Source organism: Dyadobacter sp. LHD-138 (assembly GCF_030929615.1).
In the GTDB taxonomy this organism is placed as follows: Bacteria; Bacteroidota; Bacteroidia; order Cytophagales; family Spirosomataceae; genus Dyadobacter.
Map to the genome: position 1 here is coordinate 1 of NZ_JAVFVU010000058.1, position 11,498 is coordinate 11,498.

At 42.6% G+C, this 11,498-nt stretch carries 13 protein-coding genes; 7 read left to right on the forward strand and 6 right to left on the reverse strand.

Features of this window, described 5'->3' with window-relative positions; translation table 11 throughout:
* The first annotated feature begins 117 nt into the window (after positions 1–117).
* On the forward strand, positions 118–363 hold the full coding sequence (locus RB622_RS28165) for a hypothetical protein (RefSeq protein WP_308050154.1): 246 nt from the start codon (positions 118–120) through the stop codon (positions 361–363).
* A gap of 79 nt (positions 364–442) precedes the next feature.
* Here RB622_RS28165 and RB622_RS28170 read toward each other — a convergent pair whose 3' ends face one another.
* On the reverse strand, positions 443–1,057 hold the full coding sequence (locus RB622_RS28170) for a deoxynucleoside kinase (RefSeq protein ID WP_308050155.1): 615 nt from the start codon (positions 1,055–1,057) through the stop codon (positions 443–445).
* A 210-nt stretch (positions 1,058–1,267) separates the two neighbouring features.
* On the opposite strand from RB622_RS28170, the gene RB622_RS28175 reads away from it, so the two are divergent.
* Positions 1,268–2,251, forward strand: coding sequence for a rhodanese-related sulfurtransferase (locus tag RB622_RS28175; RefSeq protein ID WP_308050156.1), 984 nt, complete (start codon positions 1,268–1,270; stop codon positions 2,249–2,251).
* A gap of 3 nt (positions 2,252–2,254) precedes the next feature.
* On the opposite strand, the gene RB622_RS28180 is transcribed toward RB622_RS28175, so the two are convergent.
* On the reverse strand, positions 2,255–2,755 hold the full coding sequence (locus RB622_RS28180) for a GNAT family N-acetyltransferase (protein ID WP_308050157.1): 501 nt from the start codon (positions 2,753–2,755) through the stop codon (positions 2,255–2,257).
* Positions 2,756–2,887: 132 nt separating this feature from the next.
* Here RB622_RS28180 and surE point away from each other — a divergent pair, with 132 nt between their 5' ends.
* Together surE and RB622_RS28190 are read left to right on the forward strand one after the other, a co-directional pair.
* Positions 2,888–3,655: a 5'/3'-nucleotidase SurE gene (gene surE, locus RB622_RS28185; protein ID WP_308050158.1), complete on the forward strand. Its 768-nt coding sequence runs from the start codon at positions 2,888–2,890 to the stop codon at positions 3,653–3,655.
* Between the two features lie 21 nt (positions 3,656–3,676).
* Entirely contained in the window at positions 3,677–5,260 is a 1,584-nt protein-coding gene (locus tag RB622_RS28190) for a GH3 auxin-responsive promoter family protein (RefSeq protein WP_308050159.1), read from the forward strand.
* A gap of 87 nt (positions 5,261–5,347) precedes the next feature.
* Here the strand turns inward: RB622_RS28190 and RB622_RS28195 are convergent, their stop codons facing one another.
* A complete protein-coding gene (locus RB622_RS28195) occupies positions 5,348–5,962 on the reverse strand; it encodes a LysE family translocator (RefSeq protein WP_308050160.1) in 615 nt (204 codons plus the stop codon).
* Between the two features lies 1 nt (position 5,963).
* Positions 5,964–6,518: an NUDIX hydrolase gene (locus RB622_RS28200; RefSeq protein WP_308050161.1), complete on the reverse strand. Its 555-nt coding sequence runs from the start codon at positions 6,516–6,518 to the stop codon at positions 5,964–5,966.
* A 38-nt stretch (positions 6,519–6,556) separates the two neighbouring features.
* On the opposite strand from RB622_RS28200, the gene RB622_RS28205 reads away from it, so the two are divergent.
* The gene (locus tag RB622_RS28205) at positions 6,557–7,570 is read left to right on the forward strand and encodes a cation diffusion facilitator family transporter (protein ID WP_308050162.1); all 1,014 of its coding nucleotides are present in this window, start codon (positions 6,557–6,559) and stop codon (positions 7,568–7,570) included.
* 29 nt (positions 7,571–7,599) lie between these two features.
* A complete protein-coding gene (locus tag RB622_RS28210) occupies positions 7,600–8,529 on the forward strand; it encodes a sugar phosphate isomerase/epimerase family protein (RefSeq protein WP_308050163.1) in 930 nt (309 codons plus the stop codon).
* A gap of 193 nt (positions 8,530–8,722) precedes the next feature.
* On the opposite strand, the gene folE is transcribed toward RB622_RS28210, so the two are convergent.
* Together folE and RB622_RS28220 are read right to left on the reverse strand one after the other, a co-directional pair.
* The gene (folE, locus tag RB622_RS28215; protein WP_308050165.1) at positions 8,723–9,412 is read right to left on the reverse strand and encodes a GTP cyclohydrolase I FolE; all 690 of its coding nucleotides are present in this window, start codon (positions 9,410–9,412) and stop codon (positions 8,723–8,725) included.
* Complete coding sequence (locus tag RB622_RS28220) at positions 9,372–9,788, reverse strand: 6-carboxytetrahydropterin synthase (RefSeq protein WP_308050166.1); 417 nt, start codon at positions 9,786–9,788, stop codon at positions 9,372–9,374. The genes folE and RB622_RS28220 overlap by 41 nt, the downstream gene beginning before the upstream one ends.
* 302 nt (positions 9,789–10,090) lie before the next feature.
* Between RB622_RS28220 and RB622_RS28225 the strand changes: the two genes are divergently transcribed.
* On the forward strand, positions 10,091–11,449 hold the full coding sequence (locus RB622_RS28225) for a Gfo/Idh/MocA family oxidoreductase (RefSeq protein WP_308050167.1): 1,359 nt from the start codon (positions 10,091–10,093) through the stop codon (positions 11,447–11,449).
* The last annotated feature ends 49 nt before the right edge of the window (positions 11,450–11,498 follow it).

The following is an 11,498-nucleotide window of genomic DNA, read 5'->3' on the forward strand; positions in this document are numbered from 1 at the left end:
AAAGCGTTCCGTTCCACCTCACGGGGTGTCAGGGATATTTCATTCTTCCTTTTCAGACTATCCAAACTCTACGCATGAAGTCCCGATTCAATTCCCCCCAAGAATTTGGCTTGATCCATGACTACCCTGATCGAGATCGAAGAGGGCAAGGATTTGAGCAAACTGGTTTCTTCCAATGTAAAACAACTGGAAAAAGTAAAAGGGTACATCGCCAAAGCGATCGGTAAATTTCTTAAAATGAAACTGGATAAAAAGGAAAAGTTTGAATTCCTGGCTATGAAATCCGATACAGAAAAGGCTACCTGTTCTACTGATCTCATCGCAGTTATTGAACGGGGCCTGATAATAACCGACCGTTTTTAGCATAAACACTGCCACTATAAAAGACGAGCGCACCAAAAACTGTTTTGATGCGCTCGTCTTTTCGTATCAGTATCTTAAACTAAATGTAAAGCAGTTCTTTATCCAATTGTCTGACGATCGTTTCAAAATCTTCCTGATTCGACGCAAAATCCATGGTATTGACATCAATCGTGATCAGCTTGCCGTGATCGTAATTGTCCGTAAAATCTTCATAGTAGCGGTTTAGGCTTCTTAAATAATCTTCTGAAATATCGGCTTCAAATTCCCGCCCCCTCTTTTTAATCTGAGAAACCAGCTTAGGTATATCCGCTTTTAAGTAAATTAAAAGATCCGGCTGCGACACCGTTTTCATGATCGACTCAAAAAGCAACAGATAACTCCTGTAATCCCGTTCGGTCATAATCTTTGATTCGTAAAGATTACGAGCGAAAACAAAAGCATCTTCATAAATCGTCCGATCCTGAATAATGGTTGAATAAGTCGTCGACTGGATCGTCTGCACCTGGGCAAAACGGTTATTAAGAAAAAATACTTGCAAATTAAACGCCCAACGCTCCATATCTTCATAAAAATCAACAAGATATGGATTTCCCTCAACGGCTTCGTACATCACTTCCCAGCCGTAATGTTCGCCGAGCATTTGTGTGAGCGTGGTTTTGCCAGCCCCTATATTGCCAATAACTGCGATGTGCATGGAGCTAATCTTTAAGTAAGTTTATTAATACAGGTGAAGCTTTGCCTTATTTACAAATAAAATGGATTTGCCCGAGAAAGTTAAGACTGACGAAAGTTAGTTTTTTAGATTTCAGATAAACTTTAGATATTCGTATATTTGCAGTTGATTTTACGGGAACCTGTGCCTGATGCACAAATCCTTTCCCATTCAGTCATTGAAAATTAGATAATGAAGCCTTTCCGAGTATTACTCTATTATTACTATGCTCCCATTGACAATACAGAAATGTATCGTGATGAGCATCATTTGTTTTGTGTACAAAATAATCTTCTGGGACGCATCATTATTGCACCAGAAGGCCTCAACGGGACCGTTTCGGGTACTCCGGAAGACTGTGAGGCTTATATGAACTATGTCCGTTCGGATGAAAGATTTAGGGATGTGCAGTTTAAAGTGGATGACCACGATGAGATTGCATTTCAGAAATTGCATGTACGGGTTAAGGATGAAATCGTAAATTCTGATCTCAATGTCAATCCACGGGTTCGCACGGGCAAACATTTAGAACCAGCCGACCTGAAAAAGATGATGCAGGATCCGGATGTAGTTCTTGTCGATATGCGTTCAGATTATGAGCACGAAGTTGGAAAATTCAAGGGTGCCATCACTTTTGACATGCATAACCTGCGCGAACTTCCCGATCACGTACATGAGATCGAGCACTTGAAAGACAAGAAAATCGTCACGTATTGCACCGGTGGTATCAAGTGCGAAAAAGCCAGTGCCTATCTTCTTGACCAGGGTTTTACGGATGTTTACCAGCTTCACGGCGGTATCATTCGTTACGGACTGGAAGAAGGTGGAGAAGATTTTGACGGAAAATGTTATGTTTTCGATAACAGGATCACGGTTGACATAAACCAGGTTAACCCGACCGTCATTTCAAAATGTTATATCTGCGACGAACATTGCGACCGCATGATCAACTGTGCGAACGCAGAATGTAACACCCACGTGCCTGTTTGCCTTAAATGTGGTGAAGAAATGGAGGGTGCCTGCTCTCCTGAATGCAAGGCACACCCCAATAAAAGAACTTATGACGGAACAGGTTACTATGTAAGCAACAGTAACCACTACAATCCGCTGCAAGGCATGAAAAGCCTTAAAAAGAATCTAAAAAAAATGAAGCTGGCTGCCAAAGCCCAGTTGTAGAAATCAGGATTCCAATTGTTTCAGCATGATGAAATCATTCATCCAGTATGGACCAATTGGAATATCTACTTCTTCAACCGTGACAAAATTCATTTTTTCATAGAAAGACCTGGCCTTGTTGTACCGGTTAACATGTAAGGCAAGTTTTTTTCCACCGACCGATTTTACATACTGTTCCACCGCTCCCAGTAAATATTTTCCGGCACCGGTGCCCTGCATAGCAGGAAGTACATAAATCTTATGTAACTTGAAATAGTCCGGTTCTTCCTGTGATACGGCTGCAAATCCAACGGCTGTTTCGGCGTCAAATAACAGCAAAAAATGTTGCCCGTCCTCGGTCATTTGGTTTTCCAGTGCCTCGGCTGAATATATTTTTTCAAACATATAAACGATTTGTTCTGCGCTAAGGATTTCACGGTAAGTAGGTTCCCATATTTTCTCCTGAATACTGATCACGGTGGGTATGTCAGCGAGGGTACCATGCTTTATTGAGAATGAAGGCATATTGTTTAAATTTGGCTTTTGAGAACCGTAATTACATTTTTTATTCACAAACTAAATAAATTTCATCGACATATCTTCCGTAATACCCCTAACTACTACGGATCAAAAGCCGGGTAAATTTTGAAATAATATATGAAACCACTTATTTTAGTTACAAATGACGATGGGATAACATCCAAAGGCATACGTACGCTTGTAAACATCATGCAGGAGCTGGGTGACGTTATCGTTGTAGCCCCCAACAGCCCTCAGTCTGGGATGGGACATGCGATTACGATCGGAGAGCCTTTGAGATTGTATGAGACACATATTTTTGACGGAATTGTCGAGTACGAATGTTCGGGAACTCCGGCAGATTGTGTTAAATTGGCGAAAAGTTATGTGCTGCACGATAGAAAACCTGACCTGATCGTAAGCGGTATAAACCATGGCAGCAATAGTTCCATCAGCGTTCTTTACTCAGGGACCATGTCGGCGGCTATTGAAGGTGCAATTGAAGGAATTCCTGCGATCGGCTTTTCATTGAACGATTTTAAGGAAGACGCAGATTTTAGTCATGGCGTACCGTTTATAAAATCAATAACAGAATCGGCACTCAAGCATGGTATACCAAAAGGAATTGCTTTAAACGTCAATATTCCAGCGATATCCGACGAACCGATCAAAGGAATCAAGGTTTGCAGGCAAGCACATGCCAAATGGCAGGAAAAATTTGACTACCGTGTCGATCCAAATGGCCGGGGTTATCTGTGGATGGCCGGACAGTTCGTTAATTTCGATACAGAAAAAGAAGATACCGATGTATGGGCCCTGGATCATAATTACATATCCGTTGTACCCTGTCAATATGATTTAACCGAGTATAAGGCTCTGAAAGAGCTGAAAACTTGGGATTTATAACCCACGTTAGAAAAAATAGCTATGGCCCTTGTAGGAAGTTTGCTCAAGAGAGGAATTCGGTTAAGCAATATCGTTGCCAACCGGAGAAAGGCGACTATTCATCAGCAGCAGAAGAAGACTTTAGCAAAACTGTTAGCCAAAGCCAGGTATACTGAGTTTGGTGAAAAATACAATTTTGATGAGCTTTTATCGACGATTTTGTTCGGCGAGAAAGGTTTATTTTATGAACAATACAAAAAGTCGGTCCCGGTATATGACTATAACGCCATTTTTAAAGAATGGTGGCACCGCTCACTGGACGGTGAAAAAGACATTTGCTGGCCGGGGCAAATCAAATATTACGCATTAAGTTCGGGGACCTCGGAAGCTGCTACAAAGCATATTCCGGTTACCAAAGCGATGTCCAAAGCGATACAAAAAACCAGTATCAGACAAATCTTGTCATTAGGACATTACAAAGAACTTCCTGACGACTTGTATGAAAAGGGATTTTTGATGCTTGGCGGAAGTACCAACCTCAACAATCAAGACTCACATTATGAGGGCGATTTAAGCGGAATCACCGCAAGTCAGATTCCGGCCTGGTTCCGCCCCTATTATAAACCCGGTGAAAAAATTGCATCGCAGAAAGACTGGGGATTAAAACTTGAAGAAATAACGCTGAAAGCCCACGAATGGGATATTGGTTTTATCGTCGGCGTACCGGCCTGGATTCAGTTGCTGATGGAAAAGATCATTGCACATTACAATGTCAACACCATCCACGATATCTGGCCGAATCTTCAGGTATTTGCCCACGGCGGGGTTTCATTTGAGCCCTATCGGAAAGGTTTTGAGAAACTTCTTGCCCGTCCGTTGATTTACATCAACACCTATCTGGCCTCGGAAGGATTTATCGCCTACCAAAACCGTCCTGGTGCACAGGGCATGGAACTGGTTCTCGACAACGGCATTTTCTTTGAGTTTGTACCTTTTAACCAGGATAATTTCGACTCGGAAGGAACCCTTCTCCCCTCACCTGAAACGCTGATGGTTGATCAGGTGGAAGAAGGAAAGGAATATGCGTTATTGTTATCGACCTGCTCGGGCGCATGGCGTTATCTGATTGGTGACACGTTGAAATTTGTCGACAAGGCAAAAGCAGAAATTGTAATTACCGGGCGGACCAAACATTATCTGAGCCTTTGCGGGGAACACCTTTCCGTGGATAATATGAATAAGGCGATCGATTTAATTTCCGATGAACTGGGCCTCACGGTAAAAGAATTCACGGTTTGCGGCGTTGAACACGACTCTCTTTTCGCGCATCAATGGTATATCGGTGTTGAAGAAGACAACGTGGATCCGGAAATTTTACGGAATAAAATCGATGCAAAATTATCGGAACTTAATGATGATTACGCCGTAGAGCGGAAACATGCGTTAAAAGATGTTTTTGTGACGGTCCTTCCCAACAGCGCCTTTTACGGCTGGATGGAATCAAAAGGAAAAATGGGCGGACAAAATAAATTCCCCCGTGTATTGAAAAACTTTTTAATACAGGATTGGAAAGAGTACCTGAAGAACACAGGTTTTGTTGAAAACGAAGTTTTGACGGAAAAGTAGATTCCCAAAACTGGACTACAACCATACAATGAAATAGCCTATCGTAGTTAACGATAGGCTATTTCATTGTACACCGGCGTAACCGGATCACGTCCAAAAATTAGCATAAGCAATCTGGCAGGCGATTAAAATAAAAACAATCCCGGTTACTTTGTTAAAAATCGTGACAACCCGGGGTGTAAAAACCCGCTTTAACTTATGTGCGAAGACAGCAATCGCGCATTCAACGATAAAAACAGCGATCACGCTCGCGCCAAAGAACATCAGTACCTGATTGAAATTATAATGCAGTGTGGAGCGAATGTATGACGCAATGGTAACCCAGCTGATAAAATTGACCGGATTCAACGCGTTCAATAAGAAGCCCGTCGTAAAATAGTAAAGTAAATTTCCAAACCGTGTTGTCGGATAAGCGATTTTTGGCTGCCCTTTTATCAGGTTGGAAAGCCCCAGAATCAACAGAAATAACACGCCTGCGCCTGCCATCCATTTTTGAAAACCATCAATGTTAGGTAAAACAGAGGTTCCGAAGATGGCAAAAAAAACAAAAATCACATCCGAAATAAATACACCGAAAGCAATTTTCACACCGGTTCGGTAACCGTTGTCAACACTATTTTGTACCAAAGAAAAAAATACCGTGCCGAAAGTCAGAGACAACGCTATACCCGTCAGAGTACCATAAAACAGAGACTCCAGCATGCTAAATTCCTTTCAGCCGTGCAGCCATTAAAATTCCGACCATTGAAATGGCATCCGTTATTTCGGAACGCAGCACCATATCGACCGCCTCGGAAAGGTGTATCTTTTTAACCTGCAGCTCTTCGGTCTCCTCCGGCTCGGCTTCACTCTGACTTAACCCCTCGGCCATAAAAAGAAATCCCTCTTCGTCAGTCGCTGAATTGGAAGTGTGGATCCGCGACAATCGCGTCCAGTTTGCAGCAATCAATCCGGTTTCTTCTTTTAACTCACGTTTGGCTGCATCCAATACATCTTCATCGAAAGGTCCGCCGCCCTCGGGAATCTCCCAGGAATACTCATTCAGCGTGTAACGGAACTGCCCAACCAGATAAATATTCCCGTCTTCGTCCACCGGAATGATACCAAGTGCTTTATTTTTGAATTTAACGACACCATAAATACCGTCTTTCCCCGCCGGGTTAATTACTTCACGGTGACTGATTTCCAGCCACGGATTTTCATAAACTGTTTCCGAAGAAAGTGTCTTCCAATTATTTTCTGTGGTTATAACCCGCATTTTCTTAGTATTTTTGGTCTCTGATCTTTAAATCTCCGATGCAAATAAACCAAAATAAGCGTAAACAACGTCTCATCCTGCTATCTTTTGTGGCAAGTATTGCGTTGACGGGGTTAAAGTTTTTTGCGTATTACCTTACCGACTCCAATGCAATTCTGAGTGATGCACTTGAATCGATCATCAATGTGATCGCAAGCGGTTTTGCCTTTTACAGCATTTATCTTTCCGCCCAGCCCAAAGACCGGAATCACCCATACGGACACGGAAAGATCGAATTTTTCTCTGCTGGCTTCGAAGGCGCACTCATTATGATCGCCTCGCTCTTCATCGTTATTGAAGCAGTCAAGCGAATCATCGAGCCCAGTCCCATTCAAAATCTGGCGCAGGGATCGGTCTTTATTGTTATTACGATCATCATCAATATGCTGATCGGTTACAAGCTCGTCGAAGAGGGACGCCGCTCCAATTCCCTTGCATTAACGGCCGATGGGCGCCATCTGATGTCCGATAGTATCAGTAGTATTGTATTGATTGTCAGCGTTGGATTAATTCTGCTGACGGGACAGGTTTGGATTGACAGCGTGGCTTCTCTATTTTTCGGATTATTCCTCGCATACAGCGGATTCCAGCTCGTCAGTAAATCAGTGGCGGGATTAATGGATGCGACGGATGATCTCGTTCTTGAAAAAGTCGTGCAATCTCTGCGTGATAACCGCAAAAATCATTGGATTGATGTCCATAATCTACGTGTGCAGCAATACGGTTCCGACCTCCATATTGATTGTCACCTAACTTTACCCTATTATTGGGAATTGCAAAAGGCACATGAAGCGATCCATGCGTTTGAAAATGTTCTGAAAGAAAACCATACGGGCGAAACCGAGATCTTTGTACATGCCGACCCCTGTATTCCGCAATGCTGTTTCTTTTGCAAAATGGGAGATTGTCCCGTGCGTCAGCATGATTTTGTGCAGGATATTGACTGGCAAGCCGTCAATCTTGTTAAAAATCAGAAACTGTACGAGGAAGCCCAGATCAAATTGAAAGTATAACCAATTCTAATATCTAAATTCTAACCAAAATGCATTTTTCAAGACGTGATTTCCTAAAAAAAGCGGGTGCGACGGCATTGGCTGCAACTACAATAACGGACCTTTTGGCGGAATCGGCTGCTAAAAAAATGTTCTTTGAAATTTCTCTGGCGGAATGGTCGCTGCACAAGGAATTATTTGCAAAAAAAATCACCAACATGGATTTCCCTGAACTTGCCAAAAAAGAGTTCGGAATCAGCATTGTTGAATACGTAAACCAGTTTTTCAAAGATAAGGCGGAAGATAAAACCTATCTGAATGAACTTTTGCAGCGTTGCAAAGACAACGGCGTTAAAAACAACCTGATCATGATCGACGGCGAAGGCGGCCTGGGTGAGCTGGACGCTGCCGTGCGTAACAAAGCGGTTGAAAACCACTACAGATGGGTTGAATGTGCAAAATATCTGGGTTGTAAGACGATCCGCGTAAACGCATTCGGAAAAGGAACAGACGAAGAAGTTGCCAAAGCAGCCGTTGAGGGTCTGGGTAAACTGGGCGAATTCGCGAAAAAAACCGGAATTAATGTGATCGTTGAAAATCACGGCGGATCTTCTTCAAACGGACAATGGCTATCAGGCGTGATGAAGCAGGTGAATATGAAAAACGTAGGAACGCTTCCTGACTTTGGTAATTTCTGTATCAAAAGAAAACCAGGCAGCTTTGAATGCGAGGTATCTTACGACCGTTATCAGGGAACAAAAGAACTTATGCCGTTCGCAAAAGGGGTAAGTGCTAAAACATACGATTTCGACGAAAAAGGAAATTGTATCGAAACGGATTATTCAAAAATCCTTAAAATCGTAAAAGACAGCGGATTTAGAGGCATCGCCGGTATCGAATACGAAGGAAGCAAACTTTCGGAACGTGAAGGAATCAAAGCAACAAAAGCGCTTTTAGAGCGACTTGGACCGTTGGTTTAAACCTTAGTTAAAAGCGGCCGCCGCGCGGTTGAAAGTGGAGCGTTGAAAGTGATTCAGAATGAGATATTCTGGCACTTTCAACTTTTTCGTTTCTATATCCAGCTCAAAAGAAAAAGTTGAGAATTGAAATTATTGTCCAGTTTAGATTCCGAGAACACTTTCAACGCTCAACTTTCAACTCTCCACTAAAAAACTACATCCCCAAATAAGTCAGGAATTCATTTTTCGTTGCTTCTTCCTCAAATTTCCCGCCGTAATAGGCCGTCACGGTTGAGCTTCCGGCATCACGCACACCCCGTGATTGTACGCACATATGTTTTGCGTCGATCACCACCGCAACATCTTCCGTTTGCAAAGCCTGTTTCAGCTCATTGGCGATCTGGACCGTTAACCTTTCCTGCACCTGTGGACGCTTCGAAAAATATTCAACGATACGGTTTAGCTTGGATAAACCAATCACTTTGCCGCTCGAAATGTAGGCGATATGCGCCTTTCCGTAAATCGGTACGAAGTGGTGCTCGCAGTTAGAGAATACCGAAATATCCTTTTCCACCAGCATCTGGTTGTATTTATATTTGTTGTCAAATAATGCAATACTCGGTTTGTTTTTCGGATCAAGTCCGCTAAAAACTTCCTTGATGTACATTTTTGCAACCCGTTTCGGGGTTCCTTTAAGACTGTCGTCTGTGAGATCCAGTCCCATAATCTCCATGATATGGCGAAAATGTTTCTCGATCAGCTCAATTTTCACCTCGTCCTCTAATGCAAAAGCATCCGGACGCATGGGCGTTTCAATAGAAGAAAAAAGATGCTCGTCACCAATCTCCTCAATATCAAAATTTTCAATCGACTGGGTATTCAACAAAGTTCCGTTCTGTTTCATATAATCTAATTTTCAGAGCAAGCTCTGCATCAATTTTGGGTCTGAGGATATCATGGATCACAATAGCGATATTCTCTGCCGATGGATTTAAATGGTGAAATTCCTGAACATCAAGATTGAGGTTTTTGTGATCGAAACGATCCAGAATATGCTCCTTTACCAGAATACTTAATTCCTTCATATCCATCACAAAACCCGTCTCCGGATTTAATTCACCTATTACCTGAATAATAAGTTCATAATTATGACCATGAAAATTCGGATTGTTACACTTGCCAAAAACCTCCTCGTTTTTCTCATCCGACCAGGCCGGATTATGAAGACGATGAGCCGCATTAAAGTGTTCTTTACGAAACACAGCCACTTTGTGAGCCATAAATAATGATAACGTTAAAACTAAAAATGCCTTAAATGTCGTAACAAAGTATGTGTCCAACACACTTAAAGCCGTCGGGCGGGTTTAGCTCTGCCCATCGGAGTATACTTGTTTGTTTTAAACACGATATTACTGGAAAATGTTCACATTGCATGATTATTATTAAGAAACATCCCAACTTGGCGAGGTATTCGTAAGATTTTTAATTAATAAAAAAATTTAAAATATATGGTATTTGGTCGTATATTGCGCGATTACAGTACTAATACCTAAACCTTTTAATATTTTTCATAAGCTTTCCTATGGATAGACGAAATTTTATTCAAAAAGCAACTTTGGCCGGATCTGCCACAGGGATTTTACCTTCTATACTGCTTGATAAAGAAACTTCGCAGGCCAGAGACAAAGTTCGCATCGGTTTTATCGGTGTAGGTCTCCGTGGAAGGAACCATGTGCAGCAAGCTTTATTTCGCTCCGACGTAGAAATTAATGCCATTTGTGATATTGATTCGTCTTCCGTAAATCATACCCTGGAGTTGATCAAAAAGGCTGGCCGCAAAGAACCCGCCGTTTACAGCAAAGGAGACGAGGATTTTCTTAACATGGTGAAACGTGACGATCTTGATGCCGTGTTGATCGCAACGCCCTGGCACTGGCACGTTCCCATGACGATTGCCACCATGAAAGCCGGAAAATATGCAGCCGTTGAAGTTTCGGCTACGGTGACTTTACAGGAATCATGGGATCTGGTTGATACGTATGAAAAAACGGGATCGCATTGCATGATCCTGGAAAATGTATGTTATCGCCGTGATGTGATGGCTATTTTGAAGATGATCCGGGAAGGGATGTTCGGTGAGATGACCTACGCGCATTGCGGCTATCAGCACGATTTGCGTGGGATCAAACTCAATAACGGCAAGAGCAACGAAGGTTATGGTGTTGAATTTGGTGAAAAAGGTTTCTCCGAAGCAAAATGGCGTACCCAGCATTCCGTAGACCGCAACGGGGATATTTACCCTACGCACGGTTTGGGGCCCGTGGCACATTGGCTGAATATCAACCGGGGGAATAAGTTTAACTATCTTACTTCCACCGCCACAAAATCACGCGGGCTGCATAAATATATTGTAGACCATGGCGGCGAAAATCACCCGAATGCAAAGGTGAATTTCAAATTAGGTGATGTCGTGACAACCGTTATCCAATGCCATAATGGCGAAAATATCGTGTTGATCCACGATACCAACTCGCCCCGCCCCTATTCACTTGGTTTCAGGGCTCAGGGAACGGAAGGGATCTGGATGAACGACGGACATACGATTTATCTTGAAGGCGTTTCGCCACAGCAACACACCGCAGAACCGGATGCTGCTTATTTGAAAAAACATGACCATCCGCTTTGGAAGAAATTTGAGAAAGAAGCCGAAAATGCGGGCCATGGCGGGATAGATTATTTCGTTTTCAGGGGCTTCATTGAAGCCGTAAAACGTAAAGTAGCACCTCCGATTGACGTTTATGATGCTGCCGTATGGAGCGCCATCAGTCCGCTTTCTGAATTGTCCGTGGCACGTGGCAGCTCTCCTGTTGAAATCCCTGACTTTACAAGAGGAAAATGGAGAACAAACAAGCCTATTTTCGGATTAAACGATGAATTTTAAATATTTATAAATAGCCGTTCAATCATAACCCTAAAAAACTTTAACTGAC